Here is a 16,461-nt window from a genome sequence, read left to right as displayed (position 1 = left end):
CTGGCAAGCCGTTGTGTGAGCGCCCCGCGTCCAGCAGGCCGGTAGGAGATCCCTTCTCGTCTCGTGAAGTGCACGGCACGGCGTACGGCGTCGCGCGTTCGACCTGGGCGTCACCTTCATCGGCACCGCCGAGGTCTACGGCCCTTTCGCCAGCGAGGAACTCGTCGGCCGGGCCGTCAAGGGCCGGCGTGACGAGGTGGTGGTGGCGACGAAGTTCGGATTCGTCTCACACTCGGGCCGCGCCGCCGGTTCCCTGGACAGCAGCCCGACCACCGCACCCGCGAACCCGCCCACGCAGACTGCACCACCGCGCCCCGACTCCCTCCGACCCTCCGGAGCCCAGCCGCCGAAATCAAGGAATCCCCTGTGCCCCGGCCTTGATGTGACGGAAGATCCCCGTATGACTCAACATCAGAGTGACCCGGCACCGGCGACCGGCGCGGCCGACTCCTACCTGGCGGGACTCCGTGAACGGCTGGCCGCCGACGGGACGGTGGTGACCGGGACCACCTGGCGCGACCGCCCGGTGATGATAGGCAGCCGGTCGGACCGCAAGGCGCGGTGGTTCGGGACCAAGGCGGAACTGTTCGTCCTCGCCGCCTCGGTCCCCGAGGTCGACCAGGCCCTGCTGACCGAGTACACCGGGTGGGCCCTGGACTACGCGAAGAACCTGCGGGGCGGCCTCGCCGGCGCCCGCAACGCCGCGCTGATCCTGCCCGCACTGGTCACCGGCAGCGCCCGGCCCGACGCGCGGACGTGGGCCGCCAAGGACGCCCGGGTCCTCGGAACGTCCCTGATCGGACGGCCCGTCACCGTGGAGACGTCGGGATCGGGAGTCACCCGGGTCACCATGTATCGGGGCGGGAGCATGTACGGCGGGATGTTCACGGGGCACGTCCTGGAGAAGGCCGCACTGTACTTCCCCTAGCAACTCACCCCGTAACTCCCCTAGCAACTCCCTTGGTTGCTCTCCCTGGTTGATCGGGCATCGGGCCGGGCCGGACGCCGGGAACCGCAACCCGGCCGAATCGTTCACCCCGCCGGACGAAGAGAATCCACCCCGCCGGACGGCGGGAGTTCGCCCCGCCGGACCGCGGGAATTCACCCCGCACGCCCGCCCTGTCAGCCGATGGGCTCCGGCATGGCCCGGACATCGTAGGAGAGGCCGATGACGTCCCCGCCCGCCGGATCCCCCAACTCCACACGCCAGCCGTCGGCGAACTGGTCGACACCCGCGGCCATGGGGATGGTCCCGGAGATCAGGACGGTCCCGGGGATCAGCTCGCCGCGGGAACGCAGAACGTCGACCCAGTAGGCCGGGGTGAGGAGTTCGGCGAGCGTGCCGGTCTGGATCTCGGTCTCCGCGCCGGCGTGGCTGACCCACGCGCGCAGGGTGAGTTCGTCGAGCCGGGACTCCACATCGGCCAGCCGCCAGGCGCGGCGGGCGAGGACGTCGGGACCGGCGTTCTTGCTCCAGGCCACACCGTGCACCTCCAGGTCACGGTCGGTGTGATCGCACGCGGCGGTCAGCAGCAGCTCCCCGCCCTCCGCGACGACCAGCGCCCACTCGGCCTCGCCGGAAGTGCGCCCGTGCTGGACCGCGACCCGCTCGGTCTGCTGGGCGAGGTACGGCGAGACGGGGTAGAGCGCCGGCGTCACGGACGGACCCGGCACGCCCAGCTCGGCGAGTTCCGCGACGTGCGCGGCGACATCGTCCTGGCTGCGCCCGGCGTACCCGGCGTTGAGGACCTGGACGACATCGACCTCGCGCGTCGATCCGTCGGGCAGTTCGAAGGTCAGCACGGACATGAGGACACTCCCAGCGATCGGGGAACAGAGAACGAGGACAGGGAACGGAAGCCCGGGAAACCGGGCTCGGACAATGCCGAGCCGGCCCGCAGAACCTGATTTCTCCACGGTTAACTTCCGGCGCAGGGCTTGCGCATACGACCTGTATACAAGAAGTATGCCGGAAGGTCGATGTTCCCGAGCAAGGATGGGCACCATGCACGACACCCCGAAGGGCGACGCCGGCGCTCCGCGGAACGAACCCGAAGCCCCGCGGAACGCCGCCGACGCCGCGCAGAGCCACCCCGCGCGAAGTGGCATCGACGTCACGGCGAAGCGCTCCGGCGTCCGCCGTGCCTTCATCGCCAGCCTCACCGGCACCGCCCTGGAGTGGTACGACTTCGCCGTCTACTCCGCCGCCGCTGCCCTCGTCTTCGGCGACCTCTTCTTCCCCTCCGAGGACCCGCTCACCGGCACACTCCTCGCGTTCTCCACCTACGCGGTCGGCTACCTCTCCCGCCCCCTCGGCGGCTTCGTCTTCGGACGGCTCGGCGATGTGATCGGCCGCAAGAAGGTGCTGATCGCCACACTTGTCCTGATCGGCGTGGCCACCTTCGCCATCGGCCTGCTGCCCGCCTACGGCACGATCGGCGTCGCCGCACCCATCGCACTGGTCGTGCTGCGCTTCGCCCAGGGCGTCGGCGTGGGCGGCGAGTGGGGCGGCGCGGTGCTGCTGTCCAGCGAGTTCGGCGACTCCCGCCGCCGGGGCTTCTACGCCTCCGCCGCACAGGTGGGACCGCCCGCGGGCAACCTGCTCGCCAACGGTGTGCTCGCCGCCCTCGGCGCCCTGCTGACCGAGGCGCAGTTCGAGTCGTGGGGCTGGCGGGTGGCGTTCCTGCTGTCCGGCGTCCTGGTCGGCTTCGGCCTGTGGATCCGCGCCAAGCTGGAGGAGACCCCGGTCTTCAAGGCGATGGAGGCCGAACAGTCCCGCCCCCAGACCCCGATCCGCGAGGTCTTCACCACCCAGCCCCGCGCCCTGACCGCCGCGATCCTGTGCCGGGTCGGCCCGGACGTCCTCTACGCGATGTTCACCGTCTTCGTGCTGACGTACGCCACCCAGGAACTCGACATGTCACGCGGCTCCGCCCTCGCCGCCGTCCTCATCGGCTCCTCGGTCCAGGTCTTCCTGATGCCCCTGGCCGGCGCCCTCTCCGACCGCGTCAACCGCCGCCTGCTGTACGGCGTTTCGGCGATCGCGGCCGCGGTGTGGCCGTTCGTGTTCTTCCCGATGGCCGCAGGCGGTTCCTGGCTGCCGCTCGCCGCCGGAGTCCTCGTCGCCCTGGTGATCCACTGCTGCCTCTACGGCCCACAGGCCGCCTTCATCGCCGAACAGTTCTCACCCCGCCTGCGCTACACCGGCTCCTCCCTGGCCTACACCCTGGCCGGCATCATCGGCGGCGCCATCGCCCCGCTCCTCTTCACCACCCTGCTGAGCGCCTACGACAGCTGGGTCCCGCTGGCCCTCTACATCGCCCTCGCCTCCGCGATCTCCCTGGTAGGCGTCATCCTGGGCCGCGACCCCGAAGCCGCCGTGGACGAGGACGCACAACTCGCCGCACCGAAGACCCCGGTCGCAGCGGACCTCCCCCTCCCCCGCTGAGAAAAAGCCACGCAACCCAGCTCCCGCCCCAGACAAGGAGGCACCGCCCATGCGGATCGCCCTCAGCCAGCTCACCACCGGCCCCGACCCTGAGAAGAACCTGCGCCTCATCGAGGAGTGGACGCGCCGCGCCGCCGACGCCGGAGCCCGTGTCGTCGTCTTCCCGGAGGCGTCGATGGCCTGCTTCGGCACACCACTCGCCCCGCTCGCCCAGCCCCTCGACGGACCCTGGGCCGACGGCGTCCGCGAGATCGCCCGCACGACCGGCACGGTCGTCGTCGCCGGCATGTTCACCCCGGCCGGCGAGAGCCGGGTGGCCAACACCCTGCTGGCCACCGGACCGGGCGTCGAGGAGTCGTACGACAAGATCCATCTCTACGACGCGTTCGGCTTCCGCGAGTCGGAGACCGTGGCCCCGGGTTCGCGCCCCGCCGTGATCGACGTGGACGGCGTCCGGCTGGGCCTGGCGACCTGCTACGACGTCCGGTTCCCCGAGCTGTTCCGGGCGCATGCCGACGCCGGGGCGGTGGGCACCCTGCTGGCGGCCTCCTGGGGTGCGGGGCCCGGCAAGCTCGACCAGTGGGAACTGCTGGTGCGGGCCCGCGCGTTGGACGCCACCGTCTGGATCGCCGCCGTCGGCCAGGCCGATCCCGGCACCGGTCCGGGCCCGGTGCCGACCGGCATCGGGCACAGCCTGGTGGTGGGCCCCGACGGGACCGTTCGGGCCTCCCTCGGCGCCGAGCCGGAGCTGCTCGTGACCGACCTGGACGTCGACGAGGTCGGCGCGGTGCGCGAGAAGACGTCCGTGCTGGCGAACCGGCGACCGGAGGTGTGGCGATGAGCGGGCCCGAACTGGAGTTCCACCTTCCCGACGGGCCCTGGCGTGCGCCTGCCGGTGCCGGACCCGGCGTAGAGGAGTGCGTGCTGGCCGAGGATCCCGAGAGCGGGCGGCGCACCGCGCTCGTCCGGTGGGCGCCGGGCACGGACTCCTCGGCCGCGGGCGTGGCCCTGCACGACGTATGGGAGGAGGTCTATCTCGTCGAGGGGGCGATGCACGACCTGACGCTGGACCGCACCTTCACGGCGGGCATGTACGCCTGCCGTCCCCCGGGGATGCCGCACGGGCCGTGGACCTCGGCGGACGGCGTGACGATGCTCGTGATCACCTACCCCTGACTCCCGCGGAGTGGCCTCAGCCGTCGAGGAGCACCTTGAGGGTCGACTGCAGGTGGTGGTCGATGGCCGCGCACGCGGCCTGCGCGTCACCGGCGGCGAGGGCGTCGACGATGGCCTCGTGCTCGTCGAGCACCACCTTCTGCCGGCCCTGCTGGTTGAAGACGGCGACCACTCCGGCGCGGACCTGGCGGCTGCGCAGACCGTCGTAGTGCCGGTCCAGCAGCGTGTTTCCCACGGCCGACACCAGGGACGCGTGGAAGCGGTGGTCCACGGTGATGAACTCGTGGGCCTCCTCGGCGCCGGTGAGCGCGCGCTGCTGCTCCAGCAGGGAGCGGAGTTCCTCCAGGGGCACCCGCCCGGCCGCGACGAGCCGCTCGGCCGCGTACCGCTCGACCATGCCGCGCAGCTCCATCAGCTCCCGGACCTCGCGCCCCGTCAGAGGCGCCACCCGGGCACCGCGCTTGGGCACGAGTTCGACCAGGTCCTCCGCGGCGAGCATGAGCAGCGCCTCGCGGATGGGGGTGCGGGAGACGCCGATACGATCGGCGAGGTCCTGCTCCGACAGGAAGGCCCCCTGCATCCCGGGGTCCGTCAGCACCGTGTCCTTGAGATACGCGTAGGCCTTCTCCCGACCGGACGCCACGGCAACCCCCAGACATCGCATACAGTTTGTATACCGACGCTACCACGCGCGTTCCCGCCCGAGAGAGCCGTACGGCGCGGCCGACGCCCCGCCCCTGGAACCCGGCGCCGACGCACGAGCCCTGCTCTGTGGATAGAGTTCGACGGACTGGACTCCGATCAGAGCCCTTTGACGTAACGGCCTGGTGTTCGGCACACGGCCACACCAGGCAGAGGGTGCAATACACCGAAAGTGACAGAATTGACCATGAGCAACGTCTACTTCGACATCACCATCGACGGCGCCCCCGCCGGCCGCATCGTCTTCAACCTCTTCGACGAGGTCGTCCCGAAGACCGCCCGCAACTTCCGCGAGCTGGCCACCGGGCAGAACGGTTACGGCTACGCCGGTTCCGGTTTCCACCGCGTCATCCCCCAGTTCATGCTGCAGGGCGGTGACTTCACCAACCACAACGGCACCGGTGGCAAGAGCATCTACGGTGAGAAGTTCGCGGACGAGAACTTCGACCTGAAGCACGACCGCCCGTACCTGCTGTCGATGGCGAACGCCGGCCGCAACACCAACGGCTCGCAGTTCTTCGTCACCACCGTCGTCACCTCGTGGCTCGACGGCAAGCACGTCGTCTTCGGCGAGGCCGTCGAGGGCACGGAGATCATCGACAAGATCGAGTCCCTGGGCTCGCAGTCGGGCGCCACGAAGGCCAAGATCGAGATCGCGGCGTCGGGCGTCGTCGAGGGCTGAACCAGCCCGTACACGGTCGTGATCGCGGGCCCCGGTGATGAAGTCTCATCGCCGGGGCCCGCGGCATGTTCAGGGCGGGACAGCGGGGCAGACGCCACACAGGCGCTGGTATACGCCCTCAGCCGTGCAAGGTCCGGCCCAGGAAATCCGTGACCAGGTCCATCGTGCGGCGGGTGGACCAGGGCTGCCCGACCTCCGCGTCGGCGAGGACGGCCAGGTCGCCGTGGCCGGCGCCGAGGAGGACGACGCGGGTCGAGTCGGCGCTGTGCGCGCGCAGGGCCTCGTGCAGCAGCAGGGTCTGGCTGGGCGAGACGATCGGGTCGGCGGTGCCGTGCAGGAGCAGGAAGGCGGGCAGCGCCGGCGCTGAGTCGAGGTGGCTGATCGGGTTCGCCTCGGCGGCTGCCTCCGGGTCGCCGGCCAGAGTCGCCCCGCTGGTACGGCCGTTGACGAACATGGCGGCGATGTTGTCCGCCCCCTCGAACGACGCCTGGGTCACCGGGTCGAAGTCGGCCGCGATCTTGGCCAGATCCGAGGCGCCGAAGTTGTCCACTACGGCCTGGACCGCGGCGTCGGGGTCCGTCGTCGCGGGATCGAGCAGTGACCGCCCGCCGAGCACTCCCGTCATCGCGACCAGGTAGCCCCCGGCCGACTCGCCCCACAGCGCGACGCGCCGCGTGTCGATGCCGTACTCCTCGGCGTGGGCGCGCAGATGGCGCAGCGCACTCTGCACGTCGGCGACGGCCTCGCGGAAAGTGGTGCCCTGGGGGATGGTCCGGTACTCGATGCTGGCGACCGCGAAGCCCGCTTCCGCCACATAGGCCTTGGTGTCCGGCGACAGCTCCTTCCTGGCGATCATGAAACCGCCGCCCGGGACGAAGAGCACGAGCGGCGCCGGTTCGTCCGTGTCGGGGACCAGCAGGTCCAGCCGTAGCGGGAACGGGTTGCCGTCGGCGTCCTGCGGAGTCGCGTACACGATGTCGCGCTGCTCGGAGAGCTTCCGCTTGCCCAGGGTGATCTGGGGCTCGCCCGTGGGGTCCACGACGATGCTGGTGCTGGTGTCGCTCTCGGCCACCGTCGTGGCGAAGGCGAGGACGTCGCGGGGCTGCGGCGGGGCCGATGATGCGGGGTCGGCGGTGAACTCGGGGCGCGGGGTGGTGGGTTCGGGCATGGTGTCACGTCCATGAGGGGGGTCGGGAAGGTCTGGAGCGGGGATCCGTGGGGCGCCGTCAGCTGGTCAGGAAGGAGTCCAGGAGGCTGTTGACCAGGTCGGGGCGGGTGGCGAAGGCGAAGTGGTCCGCGCCGGGCAGCTCGGCCAGGCGGGCGCGGGCGATGGTGGTGCGCAGGTACAGGGAGACTCCGGTGGGCACCTCCTGCCCGATGGTGCTCGCCATCAGAAGGGTGGGTGCCTCGATGTCCGGGAGCAGGGCCCGGTCGTCGTCCAGGGAGATGTCCTCGAAGAAGCCGAGCAGGGTCCGTACGCCGGCGTTGTGGCTCATCTCCCGGAACCAGGCGCCGAGTTCGGCCGCGCGGGCGGCGTCCACGTCGGCGAGGACGACCTCGGGGTCGAGCACGGCGTCGGTGATGCCCTCGATGCCGCCCTCGGCCGCCGCGTCGGTGAAGCGGGCGATCCCCTTCTCGTCGAAGCCGTAGGGCCAGTCGGCGGAGCGGCGGAACTTGGGTGAGCCGTTGAGCACCGCCAACTTGCCCACGAGCCCCGGGTGTTCGGCGGCGAGACGCATCACGACGTGTCCCCCGGAGGCGAAGCCGACCAGCATCGGGGCCGTGAGTCCCAGGTGTTCGATCAGGCCCGCCAGGTCGGCAACGTACAGGGCCGTCACGCCGGTCACGTCGGACGGAAGCTCGCTGGAGGCGCCGTAGCCGCGCAGGTCGAGGAAGACATTGCGGGCGCGGGTGTCGAAGAACTCCCGTTGCGCAGACCAGGATCGGGAGTCGAGCGGGAGGCCGTGCACCCAGACGATCACCGGTGCGGCGGGGTGGGTCGCGCCGGTCTCGTAGTAGGCGATACGGCCGCCGTCCGGTACGTCGAGGTGGCGGGCCTGATCGAGGGTGAGGGGGGTGGTGGTCGTGGGCATGGTGAGGTCTCTCCCGGAGGGTGTACGTGGGCCAGGACCGGGGCGGAGGGGTTGGCAGGTGCGGCGATGGATCTACAGGTCGGTGGGGTACGTGACGCCGTCCAGGCCGGGGACGACGACCTTGGCGGGGTCGTTCCCGGCCTCGACGAGTTGGCGTACGGCGAAGTCGGTGACGCAGCCGGAGAGCAGTTGGCGTGGGTCCTCCAGGACCATGCGCAGCCGGGTGGTCAGGGCACGCCGGTCGTCGGGGCCGTGGATCACCGGCATCTCGCTGACCTCGGTGACGGCGGGGTCCGCGACGTCGGGGGCCGTCAACTGCCCCGGGGCGTAACGGGGATAGCCGTCGAACATCAGCTCACCCAGTTCGACGGTGGCGCGGGTGTTGAACCAGATCCGGCGCAACGGCTCCTCCAGCGCGGCGACTTCCGTCAGATCACCGTCGACGGGGGTGGCGAAGGTCGGCGCGTGCGGGGCCATGTAGAGCCGTTCCAGGGGCAGTCGGTACTCGGAGGCGCCCAGGATCATGGTGGCGACGCTGGAGGTGTTCCAGGTGACGCCCGCGGTGGGGCGGCCCTGCTGACCGGCGATCACGACCATCGCGCGGGCCCAGTCGATCTTCTGCGTGGTGAACCAGCGCAGGATGCGGTGGGAGACGTCCAATCCGGTGAGGAAGAACGTCGCGATCATCATCTGGTCGACGGGGACGGGCAGTTGGGCGCCGGGCCCGCCGCCTTCCAGGTAATCCTCGCGCAGCGTACGGGAGTTGAGATACGACTCGTCGGCCAGGGCGGCGCGCAGATAGCGGGCGGTGACCGCGCACGCGTAGTCGACCATGTCGGCGATCGCCTGCTCGCGCCCCCGGTACGCCTCGACGGCGATGGTGTCGCGCCACAACTCGGCGCCGTTGGCGGCGCGGGAGCGCTCGACCTCGCGCAGCAGCCGCTCGGCCTCGGCGCGCCAGCCGAAGTCGGCGTACTTCGCGCGGAGTTGGACGAGGGTGGCCACGGCGGGACCGAGGTGCGAAACACCGGCCAGTTCCTTGAACCCGCGGGTGGAGAAGCGGAAGCCCTCGACGGTGGGCGGCCGGCCGTCACCCGGGTAGAGGGCGAAGTCGGCGCTGGTGGCCACGATCAGCGGGTCTGCGCTGCCGTGCTCGACGGCGGCCCGGGTCAGCTGCGAGCCGATGCTGCCGGGCCCGGCGGTGTAGGTGGTGAACAGGTCGACGAGTTCGGGACTTTGGTGGGACGGCATCGGCGGATCCTTTCTCCAGAGGGGGCAGAGCAGGGCCCGTACTACTCGAAGCGGTACAGAACGGTCCGAGCGGCGAAGCGGATGTCGGCGGTGAGGCTGTTGCTGACGGCCACCAACAGGCCGCCGTCGCGGGCGCGGAGCACGGCGGCATCGGTGGCACCCGTGGTCGGGAAGGACTGCACGGACGTGAGGCGTCCCTCCGCGAACCGGTAGAGCTCGGAGTCCAGCGCGGTGACGGGCTCGGCCTGGGTGCCGAGGATGAAGTTGACGCGGACTACGTACAGCCCGTCCTCGGTGTCGAGGACGGCGAACTCCCGGGCCCCGAGCCCATCCAGAACCTGGTGTTCGACGAAGCGCTCCCCGTCCCAGCGCAGCAGCCGCGAGGGGCTCGCCAGACAGGCCACGAGCAGGTAGGTCTCGCCCTGTCCGTCGGTGAAGTGGGCGAAGGCGCGGCCGTGTTGGGGCGCGAGGTCCTGCACGTGCTCGAACTTCTCGCCGTTCCAGCGCAGCAGCACCGAGGGGCGCACGTGGTCGGCGTAGGCGAGGAAGTGCTCGCCGCCGAGTTCGAAGGCGTGCCAGTTGTAGCCCCAGAGCGCGTCGACGTCCTGCAGCGCGGCGAAGCGGGTTCCGTCCCAGGTGTAGATGCGGGAGGGTCGGTTCTCGTCCTCGTGGCCGGGGACGGTCACGCCCTGCGCCAGGGCGAGGAAGTGCCGCTCGCCGATGGCGAAGTGGCGCCACTGCTTGGCCGCGAAACCCTGGACGCTCTGGAAGGGCGTGAACCGGGTCCCGTCCCACTCGAAGACCGTGGAGTCGGTGGTGTATTCGTACGGCCCCTTGCCCGAGCGGATGTCGGCCACGGCCAGGAAGGCACGCTCGCCGATCCGGAAGAACTCCGCGTCCTCGCCACCGGGCGCGGGCAGGGTCTGGAAGGGCTCGTAGGTGTCGTCGCCCTCGGCCCGGCGCAGCAGGAGCAGCTCGGTGTCGCTGTCCCCGCCGTTCATGCCGGCCGGAGTACCGGGGATGTCGTAGGCGAGTTGGGGGACCGCCAGCAGCCGCATGCCGTCGAGCTCGAAGGGCTCCACGGCACGCGCCCCCGAGGTGGGCAGCACGGCCACCTCCGTCAGGCGCGGAGTGTGGGTGGCGAACATGTGGTTCCTCACTTCGGTCTACGACAGCAGTTCGCGGTACGGCAGCGGAGGCGGGGGCGCCCCGGTCAGCGGGGCGGGTGAGGCAGGTCGGGCTGGAGCACACCGTGCGCCGCCAGCCGCGTCAGCGCCTCGACCGCCGCGTCGCCCGCCGCCTCGCTCTCCGGCGGGGCCACGACCTGGCAGAAACGCTCGATCATGGAGACGACCGCGAGCGCGGTCAGTCGCGCGTCCACATCCGGAGCGGCGAGTCGACGTGCTTCCGCCACATGTGCGGTCCAGATCGTGACGTGCCGCGCCCGCATCGCCTCCCAGTGCGTGGCGAACTCCGCACTGACCAGTGAGGCCTCGTAGATGGCGGTCATCTCCGCGCGGTGGTCGCGGTAGATGTCCCAGTAGGCGCGCACGTGCCCGCGGATGTCGTCGATCCCGTCGAGGGCGTGCCCTTCCCCGGACTGCTCGACCACGCGCTCGCGCAGGGCGGCGGCGAAGTCGTCCGCTATCGAGCGCAACAGGTCGTCCTTGTCGGTGAAGTACCGGTAGAAGATCCCGGCCGACTTGCCCGCCTCGGCGGTGATGTCGCCGATCTTCGTCGACAGGTAGCCCTGGCGCGCTATCACCCGCAGGGCGGCGGCCTTGAGCTCGGCCGCGGAGCGCTCGCCCTTGGACGTGGCGGTTGCGGGCATGGGTCCTCCGACGGTCTCGTCATCAAAAAAGTAAATCTGAATTCAGTTTCAGTTGCGGCCGCGCACTTGTCAACCCGAGCGGAATCCGGGGCAGAGACTGGTGCTCCGCAGGGGGTACTACGCCGGTACTTCGCCGCCGGCGGCGTCCTCGTGCCGCGTCCCCGGGCTGACGAGCCCCGTCTCGTACGCGACGACCACCGCCTGGGCCCGGTCGCGCAGGGAGAGCTTGGCGAGGATGTGGGAGACGTGGGTCTTGACCGTGGCCTCGGAGAGATGGAGCCCGATGGCCAGTTCGGCGTTGCTCAGACCCTGGGCGAGCTGGCGCAGGACGTCCAGTTCGCGGGGTGTGAGGGCGGCCAGGTCGCGGTGGAGGGAGGCTGTCTCCGGGGCCCGGCGGGCGAACCGCTCGACCAGGCGGCGCGTGATGGCCGGGGCGAGCAGCGCGTCACCGGCGCGGACCGTGCGGACGGCGGCGACGAGGTGTTCCGGCGTGACGTCCTTGAGGAGGAAACCGCTGGCTCCGGCGGCCAGCGCCGCGTAGACGTAGTGGTCGAGGTCGAACGTGGTCAGCATGACCACGCGCGGCGCGTCCACGGCGCCAACATCCCTGAGAATGCGTCGCGTTGCCTCCAGGCCGTCCATGTCCGGCATGCGGATGTCCATCAGCACCACGTCGGGCCGGGTCCGCCGGACCGCGTCGACGGCTTCCGCTCCGTCGGTCGCCTCGGCGACCACCTCGATGCCGTGGGCGTCGAGGATCAGCCGGAAGCCGGTGCGTACGAGGGCCTGGTCGTCGGCGACCACGACGCGCGGGGCGCGATTCACAGGTCCTCCAGGGGGATCAGGGCGCGGACACGGTAGCCGCCGAGCGGGCGGGGGCCGGTGCGCAGGGTGCCGCCGTAGACGGCGAGGCGTTCGCGCAGGCCGATCAGGCCGCGGCCGTTGCCGGTGGCCGCGGCGGGGCCGGGCCTGCCACCGGTGTCGGTGACCTCCACGTGCAATTCGCCGTCGCCGTACGACACTTGGACGCTCGCGTCGGCGCCGGAGGCGTGTTTGACGGTGTTGGTCAGGGCCTCCTGGACCACGCGGTAGGCGGCGAGTTCGATGCCTGCGGGGAGGGGCCGGGGCGCTCCGGAGACGGTCAGTTCGACCGGTACGCCGGCGCCGCGCATGCGGCCGACGAGCGCCTCCAGCCGGTCCAGCCCCGGTTGCGGATCCAGATCCAGGTCCAGGCTCTCCAACTCGGCGGGATCCTGGCCCAGTTCCATGGTGAGCAGGCCCATCACGTCACGCAGCTCCCCCATCGCCGCCCGGCCGCCCGCCTCGACGGCGAGGAGCGCCTCGCGCGCCCGCTCCGGGGACTTGTCCATGATCGTGCGGGCGGCGCCGGCCTGGATGACCATCACGCTGACGTTGTGCGTGACGACGTCGTGCAACTCCCGGGCCATCCGGGCCCGTTCATGTTCTACGGCCCGATGCAGCTCCTCGGCCCGGGCGCTCTCCACCGCGGTGAGCCGGGTGCGGGTCTCGGCGGCCCGGAGTTTCCAGGTGCGCAGTCCGATGGCGGCCACGACGATCGGCACCGAGATGAACAGGGGCACGTACTGGGTGGGCACGGTCGGGGCGACGTAGAAGTACGGGTTGGCCGGGCCGACTTGGCCCGATCTGCTGATGACCGCGACCGCCACGGCGAGGCTCGCCAGGGTCGGCAGGCGGTGGGGGCTGTAGGCCGCCGCGCTGTAGGCGCCGATGACGCAGGCGTAGAAGGTGAGCCGGGCGACGTCGTCCGGGGTCAGTGCCGTCGCGACCGTCACGAGCCACAGGACGGCGAGGGGGTAGCGGCGTCGCCACGCGAGCGAAGCCGAGGCGAGGAACACCAGAATGACCAGGTCGGTCATGCGGTGCCGGTGGGCCTCGTCGTAGCCGTCGCCCCACGCGTACTGCACGGACACGCATGTGAGAACGAGCGCGAGCGCGGCGTCGACGAGCCGCTGTTGCCCTGTGGGGCGCGGCAGTCGACCACCGGGGCGCAGCAACAGGCCGACCGCCCGCCGCAGCCGAGCGGAGACCGACCGACCCGGGACTTCCTCTCCCACCGTCACCGGCCCATTCTCTCGGGTACCGACGGCGCCCGGAATCCCTCCGGCGGACGGGCCGCATACATCCGCCGGCTACATCTCAGGGATGACGTCGTGACCCATCACCCCAGTGCGGTACGGCAATTGGTCCGGCCGACCGGCGCGCAACCCTCTCGCAACCTTGCGTGTGATGCCCTGGGTCACCTGCACAACCCCACCCGGCTCCCTGGGACGGCTGACATGGACGACACCACCCCGCGCGTCGAACTCACCCCCGCCGCGGCCGACCTGCTGCGTCAACTCCACGCACAGCACGGCCCGTTGATGTTCCACCAGTCCGGCGGCTGCTGCGACGGCAGTGCGCCCATGTGCTATCCGGAGGGCGAGTTCCGCACCGGCGGTTCGGACGTGCTGCTCGCCGAGCTGGTCGTCGAGGGCGTGCCGGAGCCCGTGACGTTCTGGATCTCGCGCAGCCAGAACGAGGTGTGGAGCCACACCCGGCTGATCGTGGACGTCGTAGCAGGGCGCGGCAGCGGTTTCTCGCTGGAAGCACCCGAGGGGGTGCGTTTTCTCACTCGTTCCCGTGTAGTCGGCGCCTAGCAGCCCCGCCGGTCACCGTCATCTGCTGCACTTCCCCTGAGACTTGAGAGAGTTGACGAGACATCAGGGGATCCTGTGACGCACCGTCAAAAGCCTTTAAGAGCAAGCAGATTCGTACTCACACAGCTCACGGCACTCGGCGCGCTGGCCGGTGCGGCCCTGGTCGGGGCGGCACCGGCCAACGCCGTACCGGGCACCACACAGCTCGCGCCCGGTGTCACCTACCGGCAGTTCGACATCACCGCGGCCAAGGGTGTGACCCACGCCCATGTGGTCGTCGTGGACCTGCGCAACGCCCATGTGCGCGTCAACCTGCTGTACCCGGGCGCGGTGGCGGCCCGCGAGCCCGTCTCCCAGCTGGCCGACTCGGCGGGTGCCGTCGCGGGCGTCAACGGTGACTTCTTCAACATCACCGAGACCCAGCACCCGGGCGTCGAGGCCACCGGCTCCACCGACGGACCCGCCATCGCGAGCGGCATCGCGCTCAAGGCCGCGGTACCGGACGGCCAGCGCTTCGGGCCCGCGCTGCCGCCCGGCACGAACACCCGGAACGTGCTCGGCGTGGGGGTCGACCGGGTCGCCCGGCTGGACAGCCTCGCCCTCAGCGGGTCGGTCAGCACCCCGCACGGGCGGCTGACGCTCGGCGGGTTCAATCAGTACGCGCTGCCGGAGAACTCCATCGGTGCGTTCACCACACAGTGGGGCAGCGTCTCCCGGGTGCGTGCCACATGTGGCACGGACACGAACCGGGCCGGCGCCTGTAGTGCCGACACCTATGAGGTGACCGTCCGCAACGGCCGGGTCGTGTCGGCGTCCAACACCCCTGGCACCGGTGCCATCGCCGCGGGCACCACCGTTCTCGTCGGCCGTGAGGCGGGTGCGCAGCGGCTGCGGAAGCTGTCCACCGGCGAGCGGGTCCAGGTGAAGCACCGTCTCGTGGCGTCGAGGTCCGGAGTTCCGTACCGCTTCGCCCTCGGCGGCTATCCCGTCCTGCGCAACGGCCGGCCGCTGGCCGGTCTCGACAACACGACCTCGGCCGTCCGCACCGCCGTGGGGATCGCGAACGGCGGCCACCGTCTGCTGCTGTTCGCGACGGACGGCGCGGTCGCCTACCGCAACGGACTGACGATCGCCGAAGTCGCCACCGAGATGCGGGAGTTGGGCTCGGTCGACGCCTTCAGCCTGGACGGCGGCGGCTCGACGACCCTGGTCGCCCGCGCACCCGGCGCGAGCGCCGTCACGGTACGGAACCACCCCAGCGGCGGCGCCGAGCGTCCCGTACCGAACGGTGTCGGAGTCTTCTCGACCAACTGATCAACCAGCCGATCCGTCAACCGGTCGGCCGGCTGACCTCACGGATGCAGGCCGCTCACCAGATCCGCGGTGGCCGTCAGGCCGCTGTGGATCGTGGGCGCCATGCTGGTGCTCGCCATGAAGAACCCGAGCAGTGCGCAGACCAGCGCATGGGAGAGCTTCAGCCCGCCGCTGCGCATGAAGATCACCGCAAGGATCAGGAGCAGCAGCACCACAGAGATGGAAATGGCCATCGTCACCCTCCTCCGCCACGCCGCCATGTCTGGTTCGCGGCGTTCGGCCGCAAGTGTGGCGTAGCGGAGGGTTCGTCCGGGCTACCGACGTGTCCCCCGAACGGGTGTCACACGGACCGGCGCGCGTCCAGGAACGCTTCCAGCCCGGCCAGGTCGTCGGTGTTGAGGAAGTCCACGCCGGCGGCGAAGAGTTCGTCCCACAGCGCGTCGCGGGCGGGGCCCGCCACGTCCGGGGTGTTCCAGAACCGCACGGTCTGGTCGTGGGCGTGCGCCCGCGCGACGATCGAGCGCAGCTTCTGCCATTCGGTGTCGGGGAAGGCGCCGGTGCCGAGCCACGTGAAGTTGGCCTGCCAGTCGTCGCTGATGAGCGAGATGAAGGAGGCGGGCGCCGAGCTGCCGAGGTCGGCTAGCCGGCCGTCGTAGAAGGCGCGTCGTACGGTCTGCGCCTCCATGGGGACACGGGCCGCGCGGTCGCCGGAGATGACGTTGGTGACGGCGCCGGGGTGGACGCGTCCGTGGGCGCAGGTCGTGAACAGGTGCTTGTAGCTCTGGAGATGGCGGTCGAGTTCGAGGTAGGTCGAGGAGCCCTCGGTCTTGATGTCGATCAGGAGTTGCAGCGGATGGCGCCAACCCCGGTACACCGAGCCGTGGTTGGCCTTCACGAGGGCGGAGAGCGGGTCGAGGTAGAGGGATTCGAGTGTGCGGCTCGGATCGAGTTCGGTCGCGTCGTGACCGATGAGGAGTTGGTCGCCGACAAGGAAGATGTCGGCCTCGACACTGCCGAATCGGTGGTCGAGGGCGTCGAAGAGCGGGCGCGGGTGCTCGTAGTCGTTGTGGGCGTGGGCGCGCCACAACGGCCGCTTGCGGTGCCCCTGTTCGCCGGCGAAGGCGCTGCCCGCGGGCGGGGCGAGGACAGCCGCGAGGGTGGCGCCGAGCCCGGTGAGAGCTCTGCGACGGGTGATGAGGGCCATGGTGTTCCTCCGTGTGGGGCGGGCCAGAACCACAGGGAGTATGAGGCTGTGAGGACTCCAACGAACCTGCACATGACAGGAG

At 70.7% G+C, this 16,461-nt stretch carries 18 protein-coding genes and 1 pseudogene; 8 read left to right on the top strand and 11 right to left on the bottom strand.

Translation table 11 applies throughout. The features are described from left to right. Positions 1 to 91: 91 nt before the first annotated feature. A pseudogene (locus OG504_RS44535) lies at positions 92 to 268 on the top strand (aldo/keto reductase); the annotation flags it as partial. Between the two features lie 132 nt (positions 269 to 400). Continuing rightward, the gene (locus tag OG504_RS44530) at positions 401 to 928 is read left to right on the top strand and encodes a hypothetical protein (RefSeq protein ID WP_405994856.1); all 528 of its coding nucleotides are present in this window, start codon (positions 401 to 403) and stop codon (positions 926 to 928) included. Positions 929 to 1,122: 194 nt separating this feature from the next. Here OG504_RS44530 and OG504_RS44525 read toward each other — a convergent pair whose 3' ends face one another. Then, positions 1,123 to 1,809, bottom strand: a complete 687-nt coding sequence (locus OG504_RS44525) for a DUF2848 domain-containing protein (RefSeq protein WP_405994855.1) — start codon at positions 1,807 to 1,809, stop codon at positions 1,123 to 1,125. 196 nt (positions 1,810 to 2,005) lie between these two features. Between OG504_RS44525 and OG504_RS44520 the strand changes: the two genes are divergently transcribed. Genes OG504_RS44520 through OG504_RS44510 form a run of 3 tightly spaced genes read left to right on the top strand, consistent with a single transcriptional unit; the run spans position 2,006 to position 4,624 of the window. Next, positions 2,006 to 3,448: an MFS transporter gene (locus tag OG504_RS44520; protein WP_405994854.1), complete on the top strand. Its 1,443-nt coding sequence runs from the start codon at positions 2,006 to 2,008 to the stop codon at positions 3,446 to 3,448. A gap of 49 nt (positions 3,449 to 3,497) precedes the next feature. Next, on the top strand, positions 3,498 to 4,289 hold the full coding sequence (locus tag OG504_RS44515; RefSeq protein WP_405994853.1) for a carbon-nitrogen hydrolase family protein: 792 nt from the start codon (positions 3,498 to 3,500) through the stop codon (positions 4,287 to 4,289). Beyond that, the gene (locus tag OG504_RS44510; RefSeq protein ID WP_405994852.1) at positions 4,286 to 4,624 is read left to right on the top strand and encodes a cupin domain-containing protein; all 339 of its coding nucleotides are present in this window, start codon (positions 4,286 to 4,288) and stop codon (positions 4,622 to 4,624) included. The genes OG504_RS44515 and OG504_RS44510 overlap by 4 nt, the downstream gene beginning before the upstream one ends. A 16-nt stretch (positions 4,625 to 4,640) precedes the next feature. On the opposite strand, the gene OG504_RS44505 is transcribed toward OG504_RS44510, so the two are convergent. Further along, a complete protein-coding gene (locus tag OG504_RS44505) occupies positions 4,641 to 5,267 on the bottom strand; it encodes a GntR family transcriptional regulator (protein ID WP_405994851.1) in 627 nt (208 codons plus the stop codon). Between the two features lie 246 nt (positions 5,268 to 5,513). Here OG504_RS44505 and OG504_RS44500 point away from each other — a divergent pair, with 246 nt between their 5' ends. Further along, on the top strand, positions 5,514 to 6,008 hold the full coding sequence (locus OG504_RS44500; RefSeq protein ID WP_405856777.1) for a peptidylprolyl isomerase: 495 nt from the start codon (positions 5,514 to 5,516) through the stop codon (positions 6,006 to 6,008). A gap of 118 nt (positions 6,009 to 6,126) precedes the next feature. On the opposite strand, the gene OG504_RS44495 is transcribed toward OG504_RS44500, so the two are convergent. From OG504_RS44495 to OG504_RS44465, 7 genes are all read right to left on the bottom strand, one after another. After that, positions 6,127 to 7,176, bottom strand: coding sequence for an alpha/beta fold hydrolase (locus tag OG504_RS44495; protein ID WP_405994850.1), 1,050 nt, complete (start codon positions 7,174 to 7,176; stop codon positions 6,127 to 6,129). 58 nt (positions 7,177 to 7,234) lie between these two features. Beyond that, positions 7,235 to 8,101 carry an alpha/beta fold hydrolase gene (locus OG504_RS44490; protein ID WP_405994849.1) on the bottom strand — a complete coding sequence of 289 codons (867 nt, stop codon included), beginning with the start codon at positions 8,099 to 8,101 and terminating at the stop codon, positions 7,235 to 7,237. 72 nt (positions 8,102 to 8,173) lie between these two features. After that, positions 8,174 to 9,352, bottom strand: a complete 1,179-nt coding sequence (locus OG504_RS44485) for a DUF5624 domain-containing protein (protein WP_405994848.1) — start codon at positions 9,350 to 9,352, stop codon at positions 8,174 to 8,176. 41 nt (positions 9,353 to 9,393) lie between these two features. Then, the gene (locus OG504_RS44480; protein WP_405994847.1) at positions 9,394 to 10,500 is read right to left on the bottom strand and encodes a hypothetical protein; all 1,107 of its coding nucleotides are present in this window, start codon (positions 10,498 to 10,500) and stop codon (positions 9,394 to 9,396) included. Positions 10,501 to 10,565: 65 nt separating this feature from the next. Then, the gene (locus OG504_RS44475; RefSeq protein WP_405994846.1) at positions 10,566 to 11,183 is read right to left on the bottom strand and encodes a TetR/AcrR family transcriptional regulator; all 618 of its coding nucleotides are present in this window, start codon (positions 11,181 to 11,183) and stop codon (positions 10,566 to 10,568) included. A gap of 117 nt (positions 11,184 to 11,300) precedes the next feature. Next, a complete protein-coding gene (locus OG504_RS44470) occupies positions 11,301 to 12,008 on the bottom strand; it encodes a response regulator (protein WP_405994845.1) in 708 nt (235 codons plus the stop codon). After that, positions 12,005 to 13,285, bottom strand: a complete 1,281-nt coding sequence (locus tag OG504_RS44465; protein ID WP_405994844.1) for a sensor histidine kinase — start codon at positions 13,283 to 13,285, stop codon at positions 12,005 to 12,007. Before OG504_RS44465 ends, OG504_RS44470 begins: the two co-directional genes overlap by 4 nt. 216 nt (positions 13,286 to 13,501) lie before the next feature. Here OG504_RS44465 and OG504_RS44460 point away from each other — a divergent pair, with 216 nt between their 5' ends. Beyond that, positions 13,502 to 13,861, top strand: coding sequence for a DUF779 domain-containing protein (locus tag OG504_RS44460; RefSeq protein ID WP_405994843.1), 360 nt, complete (start codon positions 13,502 to 13,504; stop codon positions 13,859 to 13,861). 75 nt (positions 13,862 to 13,936) lie between these two features. Beyond that, positions 13,937 to 15,175: a phosphodiester glycosidase family protein gene (locus OG504_RS44455; protein ID WP_405994842.1), complete on the top strand. Its 1,239-nt coding sequence runs from the start codon at positions 13,937 to 13,939 to the stop codon at positions 15,173 to 15,175. Between the two features lie 38 nt (positions 15,176 to 15,213). On the opposite strand, the gene OG504_RS44450 is transcribed toward OG504_RS44455, so the two are convergent. Continuing rightward, the gene (locus OG504_RS44450) at positions 15,214 to 15,408 is read right to left on the bottom strand and encodes a hypothetical protein (RefSeq protein ID WP_026150825.1); all 195 of its coding nucleotides are present in this window, start codon (positions 15,406 to 15,408) and stop codon (positions 15,214 to 15,216) included. Positions 15,409 to 15,515: 107 nt separating this feature from the next. Next, positions 15,516 to 16,379, bottom strand: coding sequence for a phosphatidylinositol-specific phospholipase C/glycerophosphodiester phosphodiesterase family protein (locus OG504_RS44445; protein WP_405994841.1), 864 nt, complete (start codon positions 16,377 to 16,379; stop codon positions 15,516 to 15,518). Positions 16,380 to 16,461 lie beyond the last annotated feature (82 nt).

The organism is Streptomyces sp. NBC_00986, assembly GCF_045162565.1.
Taxonomy (GTDB): Bacteria; Actinomycetota; Actinomycetes; order Streptomycetales; family Streptomycetaceae; genus Streptomyces.
Note: the sequence above shows the minus strand (reverse complement) of the source record. Positions and strands in the feature narration are given on the sequence as shown.